The organism is uncultured Ruegeria sp. (genome assembly GCF_947504215.1).
GTDB lineage: Bacteria > Pseudomonadota > Alphaproteobacteria > Rhodobacterales > Rhodobacteraceae > Ruegeria.
In genome coordinates, this window is sequence record NZ_CANNGO010000006.1 from 61,123 (window position 1) to 82,325 (window position 21,203).

Here is a 21,203-nt window from a genome sequence, read left to right on the forward strand (position 1 = left end):
CCGAAGCCGCAATTCAGGATGTAAAAACATGACGTTGCCGCACCAGATCTTTTGGGGCAGTACTTTTCTGGGTCTCTGCATCGTGGTCGAGATCCTTTTGCTGACCTGGTGCACCGTGGTCATTATGAAAATGGAAGCAAAATGGTCCGCGCGCGGCTTGTTCATGGGCACAGCAGGTCCGATTGCCACTGCGTTAGCTTTCATTGTCGCAACGCATACAATTCAAGTTTGGCTCTGGGCCATTGTCTGGGTGCTGCTTAAGGTGTTGCCGGATTTGAATTCAGCCCTTTATTTCTCGTTGGTCACATTCACGACTCTAGGTTATGGCGACATCGTCTTGGGGGATGGCCTGCGAATCTTTGGCTCATTTGCGGCTGTGGCCGGACTTTTGGCGTTCGGATTGTCTACGGCCTATATGGTAGCGCTGATGACACGGGTGTTTCAGGAGAACTTCTTTTCCTAAAGGATCGGTGCGAACAAACGGGCCAGTGGGGCGCCGAACCGGATATGGGCCGGTTGTTGGGACAGGGACCGTGTCAGCTCGTAACTCGCTTCGAAATCAGCCAGTAGCATTTGTTCCACATCATGTGCGGCGCGGGTATCAAAAAACAGGGCCATCGCCTCAAAGTTCAGACGGAAAGAGCGGTTGTCGAGGTTGGTTGTGCCGACCGCCATCAGAGTGTCATCGACCACAAATACCTTCTGGTGCATGAAGCCATCGGTGTATCGAAATACCCGCGCGCCACAGTCCCGAACCTCGTCAAAGTAAGCGAAGGCAGCTAGCCAGGGCAGACGGTGGTCAATCACCTCAGGAACAAGAATGCGGACATCCACGCCGCGCATCGCTGCGTGTTGCAGCGCTGTCATGATGTCGATGTCCGGAACAAAATAGGGAGATGCGATCCATAGGCGCTCTTTTGCCTCGGCGATGGCGGAAAAAAACATCATCGCCCCTGTTTCAGTATCGTCCCCGGGACCGGTCGCCACCAAAAGAGCGTTCATGTCCTGCTCTGATACGCTGCCTGCCCAATCCAGATGATCGATCAAATCTTCGTCATGGGCCCAATGCCAATCCTCCGAAAAGATGAGCTGCAGCTGTCGAACAACATGCCCGGTCATCTTCAAATGGGTATCACGCCAGTGGCCAAAATGTGGATCTTCGCCCAAATATTCGACACCTACATTATGCCCGCCGATAAAGCCGGTTTCGCCATCAATGATCACGGTTTTGCGGTGATTGCGGTAGTTTAGCTGAAAGCGAAAATTCGGGCCGCGCTGTTGCCGTGGATCGGCGACATCAATCCCGGCTTCCTGCATCGTTTCCAGATATTGCGTGGGCAGGCCATAGCTACCGACAGCGTCGGTCATGAACCGTACATGAACTCCACGTTTTGACGCTTCGATCAGCTTTTCCTGAAGCTTTTGCCCCAGCGCATCGTCACGGATGATATAGAACTGAATCAGGACATAGCTTTTGGCGGCATCAATCGCCTCAAAGATAGCATCAAATGTTGCTTGCCCATCAATCAGCAACTGCGCACCGTTGCCGCGTGAGACGGGCAGGTGAGCCAAAAACTCAAACGGGCGAGGATTGATCGACATAGACGCGGGATCGGGTTTGGAATAGTCGGCAAAAGTCTTGATGCCTTCGACAACCCGTTCGCTTTCCTGTCGGGCGATCCGGTAGCCACGAAACCGATGATGGCCCAGAAACAGATACATAGGCACCGCGAAAAAGGGCGCTGACAGCAAAAATACCACCCAACCGACGGCTCCCTGCGGCGTGCGTGCGGTCTGTGCGGCACGCACGGAAAACACAGCCGCCGTGACGTACAGGGCAAAAACGAAGACGGAAAAGAGTAGTGTCCACATGGGGTTGGGTGACTCCGAGGTCGTTCAGTTTGCCCTAGTGTAGATGCGTGGCCAGTCATGCGCCATATCCACGATGAGCCTATCAACTCATGGCCCGGGCCCTTTGCTAAGACAAGATCAGTTTCCAATCGCCAATACGCAAAGACAGATCGCCGTTATCGATGAAATAGAAGATATCTCGGCGCAGACGCTCGCGGGTTCCCTCGTCGATAGACGTAGGTTTTGTGGTCGGGGCTATTGTCTGTCGAATAGTGCGCCAACGAGTTGCCAGAAACGCTAAAATTATACATAAAATCAATTGATTGTGCGACGTCTCTGCCATGTTCAAGCGTGCCAGAGGTGATTTCATCCGCCGCGCAGGTCATACGCCTCTCAGAGGGTAGCCGATAAGGCAGAGCGGCCTCACCCGGATAGTGCGCATGTCAGCGTACCTCCTCGGCGATCAGATGATTGGTGTTACGGAATAGCACAAAACTAGTGGTTTGTTGGCAGATACTCATCACGATTGACCAGGTGACCTTTGCCGATCTGATCAGTGACATAATCTCGGTCTTCCGCAGACAAGCGATGGTTGGATCCTCGATTTGCATGCCTGCTTTGGTATCGCGCCGATGTTGGGCTTTTGATCCCGCGTCAATGCTGGAATAGCTCACCATGTCGCGATTGCGGCGGTCGCCAGCTTGCCATCCACGTGTCATGGGGGGGCGGTCATATGTCATTAACGTTTAGCGGCGGTCCCGCGGCCACGACTTATGTAAAAGCCGAGTCATCGGCGGTATTCGAAGTTCAAATTCATCTGTAGGATGCTGATCTGCGTGTATCGTAAGAATTGAAGCAGAGATGCATGTTCTGCGATGCAAATACATCTCGAATTCGAAATGTCCAATTTCTAAATGATCTTTTACTGGCCAAACAACCCGGACCTTTAGGTCCCGTTGTCGTCTTCGCCCAGACTACCGTCCAGGGACATCAGGATCGCAATGGGGCGCAATGCCGGAACATGGCTAAAGACAATCAGAATGCAGACAGTCAAAGGCACGCTGAGGAACGCACCGATCAACCCCCAAACCGTCGTCCAGAAGGTTAGAGCCAGAATGACAAGGAATGTGGACATGTTCAGCGACCTCCCCAACAGGGCAGGATCCAGGAAGTTACCGATCAGGAACTGCAGCGTGCCACAGCCCAGAACAATGATCAGAAACGGGCCGATGCTGTCGAATTGCACCAAAGCAATCATTGCCGGGAAAATCACCGCGATAATCGATCCGATTGACGGGATGAAGTTCAACGCAAAGGTCAGTACCGCCCAAGTCTCGGCGTATTCCAACCCCAGAACTTTGAATACCGCATAACTGATACCAGCCGTAAACAGGCTGATGAGCGTCTTAACCCCGACATAACGCTGAAGGCTGAACGAGATCGCGTCAAGCATCGACGAGAACTCTGCGCCGGTTTGTGGACTGCCTGCGGCCAGCTGGATTTTCTTGCGAAAGGCAAGGCGTTCGGCCATCAGAAACGCAACATAGAGGCTGATCAGAAAGAACTGGTTCAGCAGGGATGTTGCGCTGCCCAGTAACAGGCGGGCCAGATAAGACATGTCGATACTGACCAGATTGTCACGGATGAAGGTGGTGATATCATTGCCCACCAAGCCGGTAATCCGATCAACCGCGCTGTCAAATTGTGTTTCATAAGTGCCGATTGAGCGCGCAAATTGGGTGGCTTGACTGCCCAGAATGTACATTATCATAAACAAACCGGCTAAAACCACAGTTACTCCAGCGATGTTTGCCAACCAGACAGGCGCGCGCGTAACGGCGATAACCCGGTCGCTTAGTGCGATGATCAGAACATTTACTAACAGTGCCATGGTCAGCGGGATCAGGAAGGCAGCCCCTGCATATAGTCCCAACACCAAAAGGCTGGCGACAATGCAGGTGTCGCGAACGACCGACAACTTAAGTCTTGGGCGATCCGGTGTGTCTTGCTGATCCGAGGTCATCCAGATCCCTGAAATGCGCGCGGCGATGCGCTGGAAAAAATGGCGTAGATATCCTGATCCTGCACAAGCGATTGAGTTTATGCAATGCAGTCAGATATTTGTCGGATCGATTATTGCCGTGTGTCGCGTTTGACGGGTTCTGTGTTTTTCGGTGTCGCGATAGGGTCAAAGTATGACCGGACATGTGATTCCCTCGGTTGGTCTTCCCGTGCAGGCGTTGTGGATGGCCATTCGCCGCTTTAACGACAAGAACGGGTTCGTCATGAGCAGCCATGTCGCCATGTCGCTGATGATGGCGCTGTTTCCCTTTGTTCTGTTTACGGTGGCTTTGGCTGGCACACTGTCGCAGGGATATGCGACAGATGAATTGATCGATCTGATTTTTGGCGCATGGCCCAAGGATGTTGCCGACCCGATCGTTTCCGAATTGCGCGCGGTTCTGGCCGGATCAGGGTCGGGCGTGATCACGCTCGGGGGTTTGCTGGCAGTCTATTTTGCATCAAATGGTGTGGCCGCTGTGCGGGCCGCGATAAACCAAGCCTATCACGACTATGATCACTGGCCGTTCTGGAAAACGCGGCTGTTATGCTTCGTGTTGGTCATTTTAGGCGGCGCAGCGATTCTGGCCATCGCAGCGTTCGAAGTAGTCTTGCCGGTCTACACTCAGCTGGTTTCAGACAGAACGGCGGTGAATGTATCCGATTGGCTTTCGGTGGACAGGTTGCGATGGACGTTTACCGTGGCCGTTCCTGTGGGAACCGTTCTCTTGGCTCATTTGATCCTGCCGACGCGCCGACACCGGTTGTCTCAGATCTTTCCGGGCGTCTTTCTGACACTGATATTGTGGGCGATCGGAGGATGGGTGTTTTCTATCTATATCGCTCAATTCGCAACTTACAGCGCTACCTATGCCGGGCTGGCGGGCGCCATGGCGGCTTTGATCTTTCTTTACCTTTGTGCAGCAATGCTGATCCTTGGGGCGGAATACAACGGTGCCCTGATCGCATTGCGTACCAAAGCCAAAGTCGATGCCTCATGAGGCTGGCGGTATGGCTGTGACGTTACGCGAGGTTGCCATGATGGATCCGCAACGGGCCGAAGCCTGACCTATGCTAGTGCAGTTGGCGCAGATCGACCGGGGCCCGGATGCTGCCTGAGATGTATTGAACTAAGCATTGGCTCGGATGCCACAAGATCCAAGCTTGCTGCTATTGTCGACACAACTTGCCCGCTGACATGGCACCATCGTGCCAGTATTAAGCCATTTTCCCGTCGGATTTGGTGACTACGCTTCTGAGCAGAATGATGCTCTGAATGTGTTTAAAGGTGACCAATGTCGGACAAAACGACAAAGCAGAAGGTTTCGCTTGATCAGCGAATTGCCGAGCTGCGCGACAGAAAGCCCGTTGATCTGAATCACGGGGAGGCGCTGCTGTTGCAGGGAATCGCCACAGCATCTTGGCGCGAGCCGCGTCTCGCAAAGGATCATTTCGCGCTCGAGGATTGACCTCAGCCACGGAACTCGGTTGCAACAACAAACTTTTCAGAACTGTCCGAACGAGATGCAGGTGGTTTTACATTGGCCACTTTGTCGAACTTCTGTTTCAACAGTTTTTGCAGGTCACCTTCGGCGCCCCCAGCCAAAACTTTGGCAACAAAGGTTCCACCTTCTTCCAGAACATCGAATGAAAAATAGGCCGCCGTTTCGCACAGGGCCATGATCCGCAAGTGGTCCGTTTGCTTGTGTCCCGATGACGAGGCCGCCATGTCAGACATCACCACATCGGCCTTGCCGCCCATCCACTCTTTGACCTTTTGATCTGCGTCGTCTTCCATGAAATCCAACACATGAATTTCGGCCCCTGCGATCGGTTCAACCTCTTGTATGTCGATGCCCAGAACAGTGCCGATTTTCTTGCCGGATTTCTCACCCAGCGCGTTAACGCGTTTGACGGCGACCTGACACCAGCCACCCGGAGCACAGCCCAGATCAACTACCCGTGCGCCCGGTACAAGAAAGCGGAATTTTTCGTCCAGTTCCAGTATCTTGAACGCAGCACGCCCCCGATAACCTTCGGTCTGCGCCCGTTTGACGTAGGGATCATTCAACTGCCTCTGCAGCCAGCGGGTCGAGCTGAGCTTGCGCCCGCGTGCCGTTTTCACTTGAACCTTCAGGTCGCGTTGTCCGCGACCCGAGGTGTTTTTACCAGTTGGTGTCTTCGCCATTAAAACGGTCCGTCTTCCAATACGCCGTCCGCGCTCATCTGAGCATAAAGCAGGCCCTCGCGCAGCCCCCGGTCCGCCACGGAGAGGCGGTCGGTGGGCCAGCAACGCAGCAATGCCTGCAAAATGGCCGAGCCGGACATGATCAGGGCCTGCCTATCATCACCGATACGGGGATCGCGGCGGCGCCCATGAGGGCCGAGTTCTAGATAACCACGTATGACTTTGTCAATCTGATCGCTGGTCATACGCAACCCGTCCACTTTGGTCCGGTCATAACGCTTGAGGCCAAGATGCGAGGCCGCGACTGTGGTCACCGTGCCGCTGGTGCCGACAATCTGAAACCCTTCGCGGGTCTGTTCGTCTTTATATGGGGCAAAATCGGCCAGGTTTTCTTCAAAGAACCAGCTCATCAAAGCAAACCGGGCCGAGTCATCCTCGACATCATTGAACTGATCCCGCAGTGTCGCAACGCCAAGGGGCACACTGATCCAGTCCACCACTTTGGCGGCGGGAAAGGGGCTATCTGCGGTGTGGAACCCGTTGTGCAATCGCATGATCGCCGCCGGACGGTCCCGGCGCGCAATTGACGAGATATCGATCCAAACAAGTTCCGTCGATCCGCCACCAATGTCCACAACTAGCAATTGCTCGGTCTTGGTTGAAACCAACGGGGCGCATGAAATGACGGCCAAACGGGCTTCTTCTTCGGGCTGAATGATCTCAAGCGTCAGACCGGTTTCACGTTTCACCTGGCGGATGAAATCACGTGAATTTTTTGCCCGCCGGCACGCCTCGGTCGCGACCAGACGCATCCGTTTGACTTTATTGCGTTTCAGCTTTTGCTGGCAAATCCGCAGGGCCTGTACGGTGCGCGCCATCGACGCCCGTGACAGCCGCCCGGTGCGTTCCAATCCGGCACCCAACTGCACGGACTTGGAGAAGCTGTCTACCACATGGAACCCGCTTGCCTTGGGCTGGGCTATCAACATGCGGCAGCTATTTGTCCCCAAATCCAGCGCCGCATACAAAGCATCTGGATCGGGTCTATCCGGCGCGGGGCTTTCAACCGCTTTCGGGAACGCGCCCGCACCTTTGGGACGCTTGGGCGCCATCGTCACGCCCTCCGATTTTCAAGTTACCCCGACCCTAGGCGGCGCTTCGCCGACGTGCAAGCGATTTCAATTTTGAATTTAACGCAACTGTCACATGCGGTTCATACTGGGATGCGACCTGATTGGTCGAAACCCATTGCGGGATTCTCTACCAGCTTACAGCCAGATACGGAGTCTGCCATGAATGATGAGCGCCCTCTTTCCTTTGATGAATTTGACGAAGTCGTAAATCCACGACCAGAAGAATGCGAATTTGACCGCATTGTCGAACGCGCCTTGTCGCGTCGCGGATTTTTGGGTGGTGTTCTGGCCATGGGCAGTTTCACGGCTGTTGGTGGATCGATTCTGCCCTCAGGTGCAAGCGCTGCATCGGACCGGTTCTCATTCGAGGCAATTCCGATCTCTACAGCGGACGAAGTGATTGTACCGCCGGGGTACAAAGCCGAAGTCATGGTACGGTGGGGGGATCCGCTGTGGTCTGATGCACCTGAATTCGACCATGCGACCCGTGGCACCGCAGCCAGCCAGGAACGGGCGTTTGGGGACAACACTGACGGCCAGGACGTGTTCTTTCACGACGGTCATACCCTGCTGGTCGTCAACAACGAATATACCAATCGCGATATTCTTTGGGGCAACAACCCCGATGCCAAGGCAGCATCTGACGATGATGTCGCCAAGGGTATGATGGCCCATGGTGTAACCGTCGTTGAAATCGCCAATACCGACGGTAAGTGGGGTATCGTAAAAGACAGCCCTTATAACCGCCGCGTTACACCCCAGACCGTCATGACTCTGACAGGGCCTGCAGCAGGCGATGACTTGATGAAAACGGCTGCGGATCCAAGCGGCACTACATGCAAAGGCACTTGGAATAATTGCGGTAACGGCAAGACGCCGTGGGGCACCTATCTGGCCTGTGAAGAGAACTTTAACGGTTACTTTTCCGCAGCTGACGAAAACCACGAAGTCGAAGACCATCTGAAGCGCTATGGAGTGTCCTCGAAAGACTGGGGATATGGCTGGGCCAAGATTGACGAACGGTTCGACGTGTCCAAACATCCGAATGAACCGCATCGTGCAGGCTATGTCGTCGAGATTGACCCATCTGACCCGACGTCGACACCTCGTAAGCTGACGGCTTTGGGCCGTTTCAAACACGAAAACGCAGAAACTGTCGTCAACAACGATGGTCGCGTTGTTGTGTATATGGGCGATGATGAGCGGGGCGAGTTCCTGTATCGCTTCGTGTCTGACGGCGTTTATGCGCCTGGCGTCGATACCAACCCGCTGTTGGAAAACGGCACCCTTTCCGTCGCGAAATTCAACGACGATGGCACGGGTGAGTGGTTGGACCTGACCCCCGAAACGACTGGCCTTGCCTCTGCAGCCGAAGTCAGCGTGCATACTCGTCAGGGTGCCTCGGCCGTCGGTGCGACCACGATGGACCGGCCCGAATGGGTTGCGGCAAATCCAAACGCACCCGAGGTCTATTGCTGTCTCACCAACAACAAGAACCGGGGTGTAAAGCCGAATGCAGGCGGCGATGAAACACCCGCAGGGGGGCCGAACCCGCGTGAGGCAAATAACTATGGCCAGATCGTGCGGTGGCGCCCGGATGGGGGCGATCATACTGCCGCCGGCTTTGGCTGGGATCTGTACGTGCTTGCTGGCAACCCAACCGTCCATCAAGACGCCTATGGCGGGTCGGACAACGTGAATGCTGACAACATGTTCAACTCACCCGATGGTCTGAAATTCGACAACCATGGTCTGTTGTGGATCCAGACGGACGGTACGTACTCCAACGAAGGCGACTTTGAAGGGCAGGGCAATAACCAGATGCTGGCGGGTGACCCGGTCACCGGTGAAATCCGCCGTTTCCTTGTGGGTCCTAACGAGTGTGAGGTTACTGGCCTAAGCTGGTCCCCGGATCGTCGCACCATGTTTGTTGGCATTCAGCATCCGGGCGAGGACGGCAACAGCCACTGGCCAGAAGGGGGTGATGCAGTGCCACGCTCGGCCATCATTGCGGTCACGCGCGATGACGGTGGCTTGCTCGGTTAAGCCCTCTTAAGCCTGAAAATGACCCTGAACGGTGGACGCCGTTCGGGGTTTTCTTTGTTTATGCGCCGATTTCATAGTGACGTTGAGAATTTTGATATGCGTGTTCTGTAAGGAATTGGCTAAAAGCCCCATATCCGGTCGTGGGCAAAAAACGTCGCTGGATAAGCGTCGTGTGTCGAAATTCGACCGACCCGCGCCCACATAGAAGTTTAGAACCAGCCCATCTGGTTAGGAGGAATCACGGCGATGCCTGACGTCACTATCGTATACTGGCGCGACATTCCCGCTCAGGTCATCGTTGGCAAAGGCCGACGTGGGGCCAAGCGGCAGTTGGAGGAACGGTTCGAGCAAGCCATCGACCGGGCTGCAATGAAGGTGAACGCCAAGGACAGTGATGCCTATCTGGCTGAGTGGCGCAAGGCGGCCCCCTTTGCAGTCGAAGGCGAGCCAGCCGAGATTGCCGAGGCAGAAGCCGTGCGTCTGGAAACGGAATACGATCAGGATCGCATCAAGACCCTGATTGCCAATGACGGTTGGGCATGAGCCCAAAATCTTTATGGGAGGCCGCGATGGCTTTGCTGAACTTCAAGAAACGTGATGCGGCTGAAAAGGCCCCGGTAAACCCGACCGTCGAAGCCTTTTTGCAGGGTTATTCGATTGAGGTGATGCCGCGCACGGCTGAAAAGGTCGAAGATTTCCGCGCGCTGCTGCCCGAAGGTACACGCGTTTACATCGCCCATATCGAAGGCACGCCCATCGAGGATATGGTCAAGACCGCCAAGCGGATCACTGACGAAGGCTATCCGGTCATGCCGCACTTTCCGGCGCGGATTATCAAAGATGCGGCGACGCTGGAAAACTGGATCTCGATGTATCAGGGCGAGGCGGGCGTAGATCAGGCATTGCTGCTGGCCGGTGGTGTTACCAACCCACACGGCGATTTCGACAGCTCGATGCAGTTGTTGGAAAGTGGTCTGTTCGACAAGGCTGGTTTCAAACGTCTGCATGTTGCGGGGCATCCTGAAGGCAACAAAGACATTGATCCGGACGGTTCGACCAAAAATGTCGACGATGCGCTGCGGTGGAAGCAAAAGTTCTCTGAAACCACCGACGCAGAAATGGCTCTGGCCACGCAATTTGCCTTTGAAGCCAAACCGATCATCGAATGGGCCGACAATCTGAAAGAAGCTGGTATCGATATTCCAGTCCATATCGGTATCGCCGGTCCGGCCAAGCTGCAGACGCTGATCAAGTTCGCCATCGCCTGTGGTGTTGGCCCATCGCTGAAGGTCCTGCAAAAGCGTGCCATGGACGTGTCAAAGCTGCTGCTGCCCTACGAGCCGACCGATGTGATTACCGAGCTGGCCAACCACAAAGCGGCCAACCCGGATTTCAACATCACCAATGTACATTTCTTCCCGCTTGGTGGAATCAAGACCAACGCCAACTGGGCCATCAATAACGGCGGCGCTTCGGCAAAGCCTGTAAACTCCTAAGGAACGGACATGACGCGTACAGTCGTAGAATCAAAAACAAAAACTGCCGTTCTGGGCTTTGATGAGCCGTTTTGTGTGATCGGTGAGCGGATCAATCCGACCGGTCGCAAGAAGCTGGCAGCTGAGCTGGAAGCAGGCGATTTCTCGACTGTCGAGAAGGATGCATTGGCCCAGGTTGCGGCGGGCGCGACGGTTCTGGATATCAACGCGGGCGTTGTCTACAACTCGAACCCCAACCCAAACGAGACCGAGCCGCCACTGATGCGCAAGATCGTTGAACTGGTGCAGGGGCTGGTCGACGTTCCGCTTTGCGTCGATTCCTCGGTTCCCGGTGCGTTGGAAGCCGGGCTTGAGGCGGCGGAAGGTCGTCCTCTGCTGAATTCGGTCACTGGCGAGGAGGATCGTCTGGAATTGGTTCTGCCGCTCGTCAAGAAGTATAACGTGCCAGTTGTTGCAATCTCGAACGACGATACGGGTATTTCAGAAGATCCAAATGTACGGTTCGAAGTGGCCAAAAAGATTGTCGAGCGCGCTGCCGACTTCGGTATCCCTGCGCATGACATCGTCGTTGACCCCTTGGTGATGCCCATTGGTGCGATGGCAACCGCTGGCCAGCAGGTGTTTGCTCTGGTCCGTCGCTTGCGCGAGGAACTTGGTGTAAACACCACTTGCGGCGCTTCCAACGTCTCGTTCGGCCTGCCGAACCGCCACGGTATCAACAACGCCTTCCTTCCGATGGCTATGGGCGCAGGCATGACTTCGGCGATCATGAACCCGGTGGCGCTGCCGGTTGGTCCCAAGAAACTGGCCGAGAAAAAGGCCGAAGTTGAAGCCAAAGGCATTATCTTGCCCGCCGATATGGATGATGAAACTTTCTGCCAGCTGTTCGGTCTGGGTTCGACACTGCCGCGTGCCGGGAAAGAGATGGAGGCCATTCGCGCCGCCAATCTGTTGACCAACAACGACCCGCATGGTGGGGCGTGGATCAAGTTCAACAAAGCCCCCAGCGAAGCCGGGGCCGAAGGGGCCGGAGGTGGTCGTCGTGGCGGTGGCCGCCGTCGTCGCGCCTGATTTACTTGAAACCATCAAGCGAGGCCGGGCCATAAGCCCGGCCTTTTTCGTTTGACTCTGATCAATGCCAGGATCCCCGATTTGGGCAAAATGGCCTGACCCAGCACACAACGATCAGGCATTATCATGGCAAGACATCACCCTCCGAAACTGTCGGACGCTGACCTGTCGCAACGGTTGGCAAAGCACGACTATTACGATCAGCTTGCGGATCTGCAGGCGCAGCTTGCGCGTATTCAACAGGCCTTTTTGTTTCATGATTTAAAGGGGGTGATCGTATTCGAAGGGTGGGATGCCGCAGGCAAGGGCGGTACAATCCGTCGGATCAGTCAGGCCCTGGATCCGCGCAGCTTCAAGGTTTGGCCTATCGGGGCGCCTAGGAACTACTACCTCAATCGACACTACCTGCTACGCTTCTGGGAACGGCTGCCACCCAGTGGGGCAATCTCAGCCTTTGATCGCAGCTGGTATGGGCGAGTGTTGGTCGAACGGATCGAAAACCTTACACCAGAAAATCGATGGCGCGCCGCGTATCAAGAAATCAACGATTTCGAACGCATGCTGGTGGATGACGGGACACGGATCGTGAAGCTGTACTTTCACATTTCCCCCGAAGAACAGATGAAACGCTTTACTGAGCGTCTGACCAATCCGCTGAAACGTTGGAAACTAACCTATGAGGATTTTCGCAACCGCGAAAAATGGGAGGCGGCTGAGGTTGCCGTAGATGAGATGCTAGCCCGTACGTCGACAGGTATGGCGCCGTGGCATGTTATTCCGGCAAACAACAAAAAATATGGGCGGATCAACGCGATGAGCGCGGTTGTTAAGGCGTTCTCGAAGGATGTAGACCTTAATCCTCAGCATTTGGATACGCGCACGTTGGACGCGGCCTGCGAGGCCTTGGACCTGGATCAGTCCCTGATCAACAGTCTGCGTGCGCGGACGGAATGACGATTTTGCGCCGCGGCCCAGATGATCCGGCTTGAACCTTGGCTGGCGGCGATGATATCCAAACCAGAGCGGCGGGTATGATGTAATGGTAGCCTGTCAGCTTCCCAAGCTGAACGCGCGGGTTCGATTCCCGCTACCCGCTCCAACTCTGACCTTCACATCACGACGCACGGCGGGCTTGATACAAGTTGATCACGGCTGGAAGGCCGGCTTGGTCTGTTAACATAGGTCTGAACTCTTCAGAAACAGCCTGCCGAATTACAGAAACATCTTCTTTTGACCCGTCGAAATGAGAGATGACCCGCGCTGCCGGGCCGACGCGGGTGCATAAGGTGGCGGTTTTCTCGATCGTATCAAGAAAATTCAGCCCGATTGGGATTGCGTGCGCCCGGACGTCTTTCAATCCGGCTTCCGTCATCATACCGATCACATGGTCCAGATCATGAAAAGCAAGCGGGCCGGGCGCGTAACGGTCAACCTTGGGCGGATGTCCCAATCGATTGGTGGCTGCGATATGCGGTATCCGAAACCACGGATTGTCCGCCAAGGGGCCCCAGGCGGCAAACGTCATTTGACCGTTCGGTACCAGCGCTCGCGCAATGTTTTTGAACGCGGCAATGGAATCATCAAAAAACATCACCCCGAATCGAGAGATTGCCGCATCCCGGCCTGCTTCTGGAAATTGGGTGACCTGCGCATCGGCCCGTTGAAAATCAACGTTGCCCAGTCCGCTTTCTTTGGCTCGTTGCGCGGCCCGGTCCAGAAACGGTTGTGAGATATCGGCCCCGAGTATGTGCCCGTCAGCGCCAACTCGCCTCGCCGCAGCCAAGCTGCTGACGCCAGTTCCACAGCCGATATCCAGAACGCGCATGCCTTTATTCAGATCGGCGTGTTTCAGAATCAAATCAATGACCGGGGCCATCATATGATCAAGCTGGTCCTCATAGGTCAGCCATTTGGCGCCAGAAGGTGAGTTGCTCCAATATTCTGCCTGGTCCTCATTCGCGATCTGCATGCCGTCCTCCTGTGGATAGCAGGACTATGCTTTGCGCCGCCTCCTGCGGCCAGCTTTTTCAGGATCGCCGCCTGTGTTGAATGAAGGCGATGGCAGGGTAACAATCTGACCCAGTTCGGGGAATGGATCTGTCTTGTGCGGGATCGCATTTGCAGCGACGAAATGGTCCTGAAATTTGGGTTCGATGGCGGTTTCGACCTTTGTGATCTGGCGCACGACCTGCTCGATTTCCGACCGGGCTGCGATGTTGCACAGCGCAATCCGTGCCCCGGTTCCGGCGGCATTGCCCGCGCTGGAGACTTTGTCCAACGGTGCGTCCGGGATCATCCCCAGCACCATGGCGTGTTTGGTCGAAATATGCGCCCCAAACGCGCCCGCCAGAACGACACGGTCAACCTTGTCGACGTTCATTTCGTCCATCAATAGGCGCGCACCAGCGTAGAGCGCCGATTTCGCCAATTGGATGGCCCGAATGTCACCTTGCGTGACGGTGATCCGCGGGCCACCTTCGGCGCTGGCGTCGTGGATCAGATAGGAATGTGTGCGCCCTTCTGGGACGGCGCGAGCGGTGCCGGTTTGCTCGGCTGAACCGATCAAGCCACTTTCATCCAGCAGACCAGCGATGCGCATTTCGGCGACCGCCTCAATGATGCCGGACCCACAGATGCCGGTGATGCCAGTGGTCGCGATATCCTGATCAAACCCGTCTTCATCTGACCATTTCTCGGATCCGATGACCTGGAAGCGGGGTTCCTTGGTCACTGGGTCGATTTCAATGCGCTCGATTGCGCCAGGCGCTGCGCGCTGGCCCGAGCTGATCTGAGCGCCCTCAAACGCGGGTCCTGTGGGCGAAGAACAGGCCAATACGCGGGTGGTGTTGCCCAATAGGATTTCGGCGTTTGTACCGACGTCAACGATCAGCACCAGATCCTCGGACTTGCCGGGTTCTTCCGACAGGGCAACGGCGGCACAATCGGCCCCGACATGGCCAGCGATGCAGGGCAAGATGTACACTTGCGCGCGCGGATTCATGTTGGTCAGGTCCATCTCGTGTGCTGGCAGCGAGAGGCTCTCGGAGGTGGCCAACGCAAACGGAGCTTGGCCCAGTTCCACAGGATCCAACCCCAGCAGCAAGTGGTGCATGACCGGGTTGCAGACAAACACCGTTTCCACAATCAGTTTTGCGTCGATCTCGGCGTCTTCAGCAATAGAGGTGGTCAGATCATTGATCGCCTCGCGCACTGCTTTGGTCATTTCCTGATCGCCGCCGGGGTTCATCATGGCATATGAAACGCGGCTCATCAGGTCTTCGCCAAAGCGGATCTGAGGGTTCATCAGGCCAGAGGATGCTTTGACCTGGCCGGTTTCCAGGTCGGTCAGGTGGGCGGCGATGGTGGTTGAACCGAGGTCAATCGCCAACCCATACAGGCCACCTTCGTGCAGTCCCGGCCAGATTTCCACGATTCGACCGGCAGTGTCCTTGTGACCTTTGTGAACCGCGACCGTAACCTCCCATTTGCCTTTGCGCAGCGTGGGTTGCAGCTTGGACATAAGGGACAGATCGGCGGTGACGTCACCAATCATCCATTGCTGCTGCAAGGCCCGTTCCAAACGCTCAAGATCACCTGTCGGAGAATGCATGTCCGGCTCTTCAACCACGACAAAATAAAGTCGGGTCGCCGGATCCATGGTGATTGCCCGCGCTGTCGCCGCTTTGCGGACGACCTGTCGATGCACCTGACTTTCAGGCGGCACATCGATTACAATATCGCCCTGAACAGTGGCTTGGCATCCCAAGCGGCGACCAGGTTTCAGCCCGCGTTTGTCGTCATAGCGCTGTTCGACCGCATTCCATTCGCTCAACGCGCCGTCTGATACGGTGACTCCGTGCTTGGGAAACTCACCGTAGCTGGGCGTGATCTGGCACTTTGAACAAATCCCGCGTCCGCCGCAAACCGAATCCAGATCGACCCCCAACTGGCGGGCGGCGGTCAGAATCGGTGTGCCTGCGGGAAAATGCCCGCGTTTGCCTGACGGGGTAAAGACGACAAGGGGGTCGGTGGTCATGAACGGCCTGCCTTTTGTATTCGCACGTATCCCGCGCAACATATGGGTTTGCGGGCAAAGGGAAAGGGCATTCAGCGGCACGTTTTGCACATGTTGCGTCGTTTTGGGGCGCGGCATTGGCCCGCATGGAACAACAACTTGTTGCAGGGGGCTTTTCCTTGGGTCAAATCCATGTAATAGGGTCACCGCCAAACGGGCTTTTGCATGGAGTTAGATGATGCAGATTCGTGAGGCACTCACCTTTGACGACGTTCTCTTGGTGCCGGGCGCATCTTCCGTGCTGCCGGCAACGGCTGACACGGCGACGCGTGTAACGCGCGAGATCACTATGAATATCCCGCTGCTCAGCTCGGCGATGGATACGGTGACCGAGGCGCGGATGGCCATTGCAATGGCACAGGCGGGCGGAATTGGCGTTGTCCACAAGAACCTGACCATCGAAGAACAGGCGCGCGAGATACGACGTGTGAAACGGTTTGAATCCGGCATCGTCTACAATCCGGTCACGTTGCGTGTGGATCAAACGCTGGCCGACGCACAGGCTTTGGTTGAGCGTTACAATTTCACCGGGTTTCCGGTGGTCGAGGAAAACGGCCGAGTGGTCGGCATCCTGACCAACCGGGACATGCGGTTTGCATCGTCTGACAATACGCCGGTCAAGGCGATGATGACCTCGGACAATCTGGCCATGTTGCAGGAACCCGCGGATCTGGAAGAGGCCAAAAGCCTGATGCGCGCACGCCGGATCGAAAAGCTGCTGGTCGTTGATGGTGAAGGCAAACTGACCGGTCTGCTGACCCTGAAAGATACCGAACAAGCCGTGCTGAACCCAACAGCCTGCAAAGACCGCTTGGGCCGTTTACGCGTCGCGGCGGCGACCTCGGTCGGGGATGCAGGATTTGAACGGTCCGAGCAGCTGGTGGATTCGGGTGTCGATATTATTGTCGTGGACACCGCACATGGTCACTCTCAAGGCGTTCTGGACGCTGTCACGCGGGTCAAAACCCTATCAAACGAAGTGCAGATCATCGCGGGCAACGTCGCAACCGGAGAAGCCACCCGGGCGCTGATTGATGCGGGCGCAGACGCGATCAAGGTGGGCATCGGACCGGGGTCGATCTGCACAACGCGCATGGTGGCAGGGGTCGGAGTGCCTCAGCTGACGGCGATCATGGATTGCGCTTCGGCCGCGCAGGATGTGCCAGTGATCGCTGATGGCGGCATCAAGTTTTCCGGAGATTTTGCCAAGGCGATTGCGGCAGGTGCGTCTTGTGCCATGGTCGGATCAATGATCGCGGGCACCGACGAAAGCCCGGGCGAGGTCATCTTGTATCAGGGGCGGTCGTTCAAATCTTATCGCGGCATGGGTAGCCTGGGTGCAATGGCGCGCGGTTCGGCGGATCGCTATTTCCAAAAGGATGCGGCCAACGACAAGCTGGTGCCCGAGGGGATCGAAGGGCAGGTGCCTTACAAGGGGTCGGCCAGTGCAGTTGTACATCAGTTGGTTGGTGGGTTGCGCGCCGCCATGGGGTACACCGGCTGCGCGACGGTTGATGAGATGCGTCGCAACTGCAACTTCGTCAAGATTACAGGTGCCGGCTTGAAAGAAAGCCACGTACACGACGTGCAGATCACCCGTGAAAGCCCGAATTACCGGGTGATGTGATCCATTGGAGTCCATCTCACGGCGCCCTCAATAGGGCGCCGTTTTGCGTTCGAATCTGTCATTTCGTATGCCTCTGATTGCCAAGGATAACTGACATGACCCCTGCAGCCCGTGTTCAAGCCTCAATCGAAATCCTGGATGACATTCTGGCCGGGATGCCGGTTGAAAAGGCGTTGACGGGTTGGGCCCGGCGCAGTCGCTTTGCCGGGTCGAAAGACCGCGCGGCAGTTCGCGATTATGTCTTTGATGCGTTGCGTTGCAAGCGGTCCTTTGCTGCACTTGGCGGGGCGAACACGGGGCGCGGTCTGATGATCGGCGCAGTTCGTGCCGAGCAGGGGAATTTGGAGGCGTTGTTTTCCGGAGATCGACACGCACCGTCCCCAGTTCTTGAGGCTGAAACAACCAGAGATTTCACCTCGGACTCGGAACGTTTCGACATTCCCGAGTGGTTGTGGCCCCGGTTCTCGGCATCGCTGGGCGGGGAAGCAATTCCAGCGGCGCAATCACTGCAAACCCGTGCAGCGGTTCATCTGCGCGTGAACCTTTTGAAGGGCGACGTGGCCACTGCACTGTTGGCGCTGGAAGCTGACAATATCAAAGCGCTTCCTCATCCTGCCTGCGATACGGCGTTGGAAGTGACAGAAGGCGCGCGAAAAATCTCGCAAAGCCGCGCCTATGCCAATGGTCTGGTGGAACTGCAAGATGCAGCCAGTCAGGCGGTTGTGGCAGCCCTGGATCTAAAGCCCAGGATGCGTGTTCTTGACTATTGTGCAGGAGGCGGCGGCAAAGCGCTGGCGTTGGCCGCGCACAAAGGGCTCGAGGTGTTTGCCCATGACGTGAATGCCGGACGGATGCGCGACCTGCCAGTCCGGGCCGCGCGGGCCGGTGCAAAAATCACAATGCTGACCACTGACGAGATTGCCGATGTGGCCCCGTTTGATGTTGTTCTGGTTGATGCCCCGTGTTCGGGCAGCGGTTCATGGCGACGTGCGCCTGCAGGTAAATGGGCATTAACAGACGAGCGTTTGCAGGACCTGACGGCAATTCAGACAAGGATTTTGACGCAGATCGTGAGTTTGGTTGGGGCGCATGGGACATTAGCATATGCGACCTGCTCAATGCTGAACGACGAAAACGGTACAGTCGTGGATCGTTTTCTTGAACGTAATCCGAAGTGGCGGGAAAGCTTTCGAAGATCGTGGCTGGTTACACACGGCACTGATGGTTTCTTCACAGCGCACTTGACGCGGTAACCATCTGGCGATTAGCAACCATGGGTAGAGTATTTCTTTCTAATGTCCTTTAAGCGGGTGTTAACGTTTTTTGGATCGTTTTAACCCATAGTCCTTACCCCGAGCCATTAATGTCCGACACAGCAGATTTCTTTCCTAATCCGTCCATCTCAAAATTTCCCCCAGTTTCGCGACTTGGACCTCTTATTCTTCTGGCTGTTTTTCTGAGTGTTATGCCTGCAACCGGGATTTTGTCGCAGGATTGGAGCAGAGGGTTGCTTGTTGCCAGTTTGTCATTGCTCGTGGTGGCTGCTGGCGTTGTCATTCAGGTGCTGCTGGCCAATCGATCCGCGCGCCAGGCCACGGCAATCATGGCGGCTTTTGCCGAACAGGACCTGTTTCCGTGCCTGATCGCAAATTCGCACGGTGAAATACTAGTAGCCAATTCTCAGGCCGTCAGTCGGCTTCATGCGGATACGGGATTGAACTTGGCCCAGTGCCTGCGATCTGTTTTTGGCAATCCACCGGCGATTTTGTTGCGGCTGCAATCTCAAGCCCTGTTAAAGGGGCGGGCACGCGAAGATATCCTAACATATGGGGATACGATACCGGTGTCCGTTTTCCGGTTGGCCGAGGGTGTTTTCTGTTGGCGTTTCCAGTTGGATGAGCAAGCGAGCTGGCAAGATCTAACGCTGCCGGTTCTGTCCAAAGGTCGAAATGGGTTGGTGCTGGGTTTGAACGGTGCGGCTGAACGCCTGTTGGGGTTCAGACCGGGTTCCATTGAAGAGATTTTCCCGGACGGAACGCCAACAATTGGTGATATCAGCCAGGTACAAACGCGCGACGGTGCCGTCCCTGTCGTGGCGTCGCAACTCTCCCGATCCGGGTTCGGGCAAAACCTGGCGCTGTCACCTCTGAATGAGACTGCAAACACACAAGGCGGAACCGGTTTTGCGGACCTCCCGGTTGCGATCATGTGTCTTGCGACGGATGGCACGATACTCGAGGCCAACCGACTGGCCAACAAGCTGTTGGGTGACACGCGCCTGAGGGACACGAACATCAGTCAGATTATGCACGGCCTGGGCCATCCGGTTCTGGAATGGCTGCAGCGGACGGCAAATGAGGAAGACACTCAGCGATCTGAGTTTTTGCGGCTTAGCCGGGATGACAAGGAAGTCTTTGTTCAGGTCACCTTGAACCGCATCATTGATGACGGAAAGGTTTGTCTGATTGCGGTTTTAAATGACGCAACCGAGCTCAAGACATTAGAAGCTCAATTTGTTCAAGGCCAAAAAATGCAGGCCGTCGGGCAGCTGGCAGGCGGTGTGGCGCATGATTTCAACAACCTGTTGACGGCCATTTCCGGGCATTGCGATTTACTTTTACTGCGACATGATCAGAACGATTCTGACTACGGTGACTTGGTGCAAATCAACCAAAACGCCAATCGAGCCGCTGCACTGGTCAGTCAGCTTTTGGCTTTTTCCCGCAAGCAGACCCTCAGACCCGAGGTGCTGGATCTAAGGGATACGATCTCGGACCTGATTCATCTTTTGAACCGTCTGGTTGGTGAAAAAGTCCAACTGACACTCAGCCACGACCCGGTGTTGAAATCCGTCAGGGCAGACAAACGCCAACTAGAACAAGTGCTGATGAACCTTGTCGTCAATGCGCGTGACGCGATGCCCGATGGAGGAGAGATTCGAATTGAAACCGAGGTTCTGAATCTGACACGGCCATTCAGGCGCGACCGCGCGACAGTGCAGCCCGGGGAATATGTGACCGTCAAGGTGATCGATCAAGGAATTGGGATTCCCACGGATAAGCTGCAAAAGGTGTTTGAGCCGTTTTATACGACCAAGCGCACAGGCGAGGGCACCGGACTAGGGTTGTCGACTGCCTACGGCATCGTAAAGCAAACAGGCGGCTTCATCTTTGTGGACAGTGCACCGGGGCGGGGGACCGAGTTTGCCGTCCTTCTTCCTGTGAGTGCCGCTGAAGCCGAACCTGGGCCGACTACACTTGAACAACCTGATACTCAAAACGCGGGTCAGGGCGAGGGCGTGGTGCTGTTGGTGGAAGACGAGGCGCCGGTGCGGGCTTTTGCGACACGCGCATTGAGATTGAAAGGCTACACGGTGCTTGAGGCTGAGTCCGCAGAAGACGCATTGCGGCTACTGGAAGATCCGGATTTAAACGTTGATGTGTTTGTCACCGATGTTGTGATGCCCGGCATGGACGGGCCAACTTGGGTGCGCCAAGCGATGGAGACGCGTCCGGACACGCGGGTGGTCTTTGTGTCAGGCTATACCGAGGGCGCCTTCGGCGATAACGGCCCGGAAATCGCAAATTCCACCTTCTTGCCGAAACCATTTTCACTCAACCAGCTGACCGAGGCCGTTTTCCAACAACTAAGCTGA

Annotated in this window: 18 protein-coding genes and 1 tRNA gene; 12 read left to right on the plus strand and 7 right to left on the minus strand. The window is 55.9% G+C overall.

What is annotated here, in order from left to right; genetic code table 11:
- Positions 1-28: 28 nt before the first annotated feature.
- Positions 29-463 (plus strand): ion channel, encoded by a 435-nt coding sequence (locus Q1B21_RS12600; protein ID WP_298934960.1) that lies wholly within the window; start codon positions 29-31, stop codon positions 461-463.
- On the opposite strand, the gene cls is transcribed toward Q1B21_RS12600, so the two are convergent.
- From cls to Q1B21_RS12615, 3 genes are all read right to left on the minus strand, one after another.
- Complete coding sequence (gene cls / locus Q1B21_RS12605; protein ID WP_299889812.1) at positions 460-1,872, minus strand: cardiolipin synthase; 1,413 nt, start codon at positions 1,870-1,872, stop codon at positions 460-462. The genes Q1B21_RS12600 and cls overlap by 4 nt on opposite strands.
- Positions 1,873-2,294: 422 nt before the next feature.
- On the minus strand, positions 2,295-2,570 hold the full coding sequence (locus Q1B21_RS12610) for a hypothetical protein (protein WP_299889813.1): 276 nt from the start codon (positions 2,568-2,570) through the stop codon (positions 2,295-2,297).
- 227 nt (positions 2,571-2,797) lie between these two features.
- Positions 2,798-3,874 carry an AI-2E family transporter gene (locus Q1B21_RS12615; RefSeq protein ID WP_298934963.1) on the minus strand — a complete coding sequence of 359 codons (1,077 nt, stop codon included), beginning with the start codon at positions 3,872-3,874 and terminating at the stop codon, positions 2,798-2,800.
- A 172-nt stretch (positions 3,875-4,046) separates the two neighbouring features.
- Between Q1B21_RS12615 and Q1B21_RS12620 the strand changes: the two genes are divergently transcribed.
- On the plus strand, positions 4,047-4,913 hold the full coding sequence (locus Q1B21_RS12620) for a YihY/virulence factor BrkB family protein (protein ID WP_299889816.1): 867 nt from the start codon (positions 4,047-4,049) through the stop codon (positions 4,911-4,913).
- A gap of 294 nt (positions 4,914-5,207) precedes the next feature.
- A complete protein-coding gene (locus tag Q1B21_RS12625; protein WP_298934965.1) occupies positions 5,208-5,381 on the plus strand; it encodes a hypothetical protein in 174 nt (57 codons plus the stop codon).
- A 2-nt stretch (positions 5,382-5,383) separates the two neighbouring features.
- Here Q1B21_RS12625 and Q1B21_RS12630 read toward each other — a convergent pair whose 3' ends face one another.
- Complete coding sequence (locus Q1B21_RS12630) at positions 5,384-6,100, minus strand: RlmE family RNA methyltransferase (RefSeq protein ID WP_299889818.1); 717 nt, start codon at positions 6,098-6,100, stop codon at positions 5,384-5,386.
- On the minus strand, positions 6,100-7,212 hold the full coding sequence (locus Q1B21_RS12635) for a Ppx/GppA phosphatase family protein (protein WP_299075498.1): 1,113 nt from the start codon (positions 7,210-7,212) through the stop codon (positions 6,100-6,102). Before Q1B21_RS12635 ends, Q1B21_RS12630 begins: the two co-directional genes overlap by 1 nt.
- Before the next feature lie 180 nt (positions 7,213-7,392).
- On the opposite strand from Q1B21_RS12635, the gene Q1B21_RS12640 reads away from it, so the two are divergent.
- The 6 genes from Q1B21_RS12640 (at position 7,393) to Q1B21_RS12665 (ending at position 12,945) form a co-directional block, all read left to right on the plus strand.
- Positions 7,393-9,279 (plus strand): PhoX family phosphatase, encoded by a 1,887-nt coding sequence (locus tag Q1B21_RS12640; RefSeq protein WP_299889820.1) that lies wholly within the window; start codon positions 7,393-7,395, stop codon positions 9,277-9,279.
- A 246-nt stretch (positions 9,280-9,525) separates the two neighbouring features.
- On the plus strand, positions 9,526-9,822 hold the full coding sequence (locus Q1B21_RS12645; protein ID WP_298934969.1) for a virulence factor: 297 nt from the start codon (positions 9,526-9,528) through the stop codon (positions 9,820-9,822).
- A 26-nt stretch (positions 9,823-9,848) separates the two neighbouring features.
- Positions 9,849-10,775 carry a methylenetetrahydrofolate reductase gene (locus Q1B21_RS12650; RefSeq protein ID WP_299890108.1) on the plus strand — a complete coding sequence of 309 codons (927 nt, stop codon included), beginning with the start codon at positions 9,849-9,851 and terminating at the stop codon, positions 10,773-10,775.
- Positions 10,776-10,784: 9 nt separating this feature from the next.
- Positions 10,785-11,846: a methyltetrahydrofolate cobalamin methyltransferase gene (locus tag Q1B21_RS12655; protein ID WP_298934970.1), complete on the plus strand. Its 1,062-nt coding sequence runs from the start codon at positions 10,785-10,787 to the stop codon at positions 11,844-11,846.
- 126 nt (positions 11,847-11,972) lie between these two features.
- Positions 11,973-12,800: a polyphosphate kinase 2 gene (locus Q1B21_RS12660; protein WP_299889823.1), complete on the plus strand. Its 828-nt coding sequence runs from the start codon at positions 11,973-11,975 to the stop codon at positions 12,798-12,800.
- Positions 12,801-12,871: 71 nt separating this feature from the next.
- Positions 12,872-12,945 (plus strand) — tRNA-Gly (locus Q1B21_RS12665).
- A 15-nt stretch (positions 12,946-12,960) separates the two neighbouring features.
- Here the strand turns inward: Q1B21_RS12665 and Q1B21_RS12670 are convergent.
- Both Q1B21_RS12670 and Q1B21_RS12675 read right to left on the minus strand, forming a co-directional pair.
- Positions 12,961-13,815 carry a class I SAM-dependent methyltransferase gene (locus tag Q1B21_RS12670; RefSeq protein WP_299889825.1) on the minus strand — a complete coding sequence of 285 codons (855 nt, stop codon included), beginning with the start codon at positions 13,813-13,815 and terminating at the stop codon, positions 12,961-12,963.
- 24 nt (positions 13,816-13,839) lie between these two features.
- A complete protein-coding gene (locus tag Q1B21_RS12675; protein ID WP_299889827.1) occupies positions 13,840-15,882 on the minus strand; it encodes an ASKHA domain-containing protein in 2,043 nt (680 codons plus the stop codon).
- A 217-nt stretch (positions 15,883-16,099) separates the two neighbouring features.
- Here Q1B21_RS12675 and guaB point away from each other — a divergent pair, with 217 nt between their 5' ends.
- The 3 genes from guaB to Q1B21_RS12690 all read left to right on the plus strand — a co-directional run bounded on the left by guaB (position 16,100) and on the right by Q1B21_RS12690 (position 21,203).
- Positions 16,100-17,548: an IMP dehydrogenase gene (guaB, locus tag Q1B21_RS12680; protein ID WP_298934975.1), complete on the plus strand. Its 1,449-nt coding sequence runs from the start codon at positions 16,100-16,102 to the stop codon at positions 17,546-17,548.
- Positions 17,549-17,643: 95 nt separating this feature from the next.
- Entirely contained in the window at positions 17,644-18,801 is a 1,158-nt protein-coding gene (locus tag Q1B21_RS12685; RefSeq protein ID WP_299889829.1) for an RsmB/NOP family class I SAM-dependent RNA methyltransferase, read from the plus strand.
- A gap of 110 nt (positions 18,802-18,911) precedes the next feature.
- The gene (locus tag Q1B21_RS12690; protein ID WP_299889831.1) at positions 18,912-21,203 is read left to right on the plus strand and encodes an ATP-binding protein; all 2,292 of its coding nucleotides are present in this window, start codon (positions 18,912-18,914) and stop codon (positions 21,201-21,203) included.

What these genes read in the sequence shown, in the direction of transcription:
- Q1B21_RS12600 (WP_298934960.1), top strand. Translation starts at nt 29, where the DNA reads ATGACGTTGCCGCACCAGATCTTTTGGGGCAGTACTTTTCTGGGTCTC.
- cls (WP_299889812.1), bottom strand. Translation starts at nt 1,872, where the DNA reads ATGTGGACACTACTCTTTTCCGTCTTCGTTTTTGCCCTGTACGTCACG.
- Q1B21_RS12610 (WP_299889813.1), bottom strand. Translation starts at nt 2,570, where the DNA reads ATGACACGTGGATGGCAAGCTGGCGACCGCCGCAATCGCGACATGGTG.
- Q1B21_RS12615 (WP_298934963.1), bottom strand. Translation starts at nt 3,874, where the DNA reads ATGACCTCGGATCAGCAAGACACACCGGATCGCCCAAGACTTAAGTTG.
- Q1B21_RS12620 (WP_299889816.1), top strand. Translation starts at nt 4,047, where the DNA reads ATGACCGGACATGTGATTCCCTCGGTTGGTCTTCCCGTGCAGGCGTTG.
- Q1B21_RS12625 (WP_298934965.1), top strand. Translation starts at nt 5,208, where the DNA reads ATGTCGGACAAAACGACAAAGCAGAAGGTTTCGCTTGATCAGCGAATT.
- Q1B21_RS12630 (WP_299889818.1), bottom strand. Translation starts at nt 6,100, where the DNA reads ATGGCGAAGACACCAACTGGTAAAAACACCTCGGGTCGCGGACAACGC.
- Q1B21_RS12635 (WP_299075498.1), bottom strand. Translation starts at nt 7,212, where the DNA reads ATGGCGCCCAAGCGTCCCAAAGGTGCGGGCGCGTTCCCGAAAGCGGTT.
- Q1B21_RS12640 (WP_299889820.1), top strand. Translation starts at nt 7,393, where the DNA reads ATGAATGATGAGCGCCCTCTTTCCTTTGATGAATTTGACGAAGTCGTA.
- Q1B21_RS12645 (WP_298934969.1), top strand. Translation starts at nt 9,526, where the DNA reads ATGCCTGACGTCACTATCGTATACTGGCGCGACATTCCCGCTCAGGTC.
- Q1B21_RS12650 (WP_299890108.1), top strand. Translation starts at nt 9,849, where the DNA reads ATGGCTTTGCTGAACTTCAAGAAACGTGATGCGGCTGAAAAGGCCCCG.
- Q1B21_RS12655 (WP_298934970.1), top strand. Translation starts at nt 10,785, where the DNA reads ATGACGCGTACAGTCGTAGAATCAAAAACAAAAACTGCCGTTCTGGGC.
- Q1B21_RS12660 (WP_299889823.1), top strand. Translation starts at nt 11,973, where the DNA reads ATGGCAAGACATCACCCTCCGAAACTGTCGGACGCTGACCTGTCGCAA.
- Q1B21_RS12670 (WP_299889825.1), bottom strand. Translation starts at nt 13,815, where the DNA reads ATGCAGATCGCGAATGAGGACCAGGCAGAATATTGGAGCAACTCACCT.
- Q1B21_RS12675 (WP_299889827.1), bottom strand. Translation starts at nt 15,882, where the DNA reads ATGACCACCGACCCCCTTGTCGTCTTTACCCCGTCAGGCAAACGCGGG.
- guaB (WP_298934975.1), top strand. Translation starts at nt 16,100, where the DNA reads ATGCAGATTCGTGAGGCACTCACCTTTGACGACGTTCTCTTGGTGCCG.
- Q1B21_RS12685 (WP_299889829.1), top strand. Translation starts at nt 17,644, where the DNA reads ATGACCCCTGCAGCCCGTGTTCAAGCCTCAATCGAAATCCTGGATGAC.
- Q1B21_RS12690 (WP_299889831.1), top strand. Translation starts at nt 18,912, where the DNA reads ATGTCCGACACAGCAGATTTCTTTCCTAATCCGTCCATCTCAAAATTT.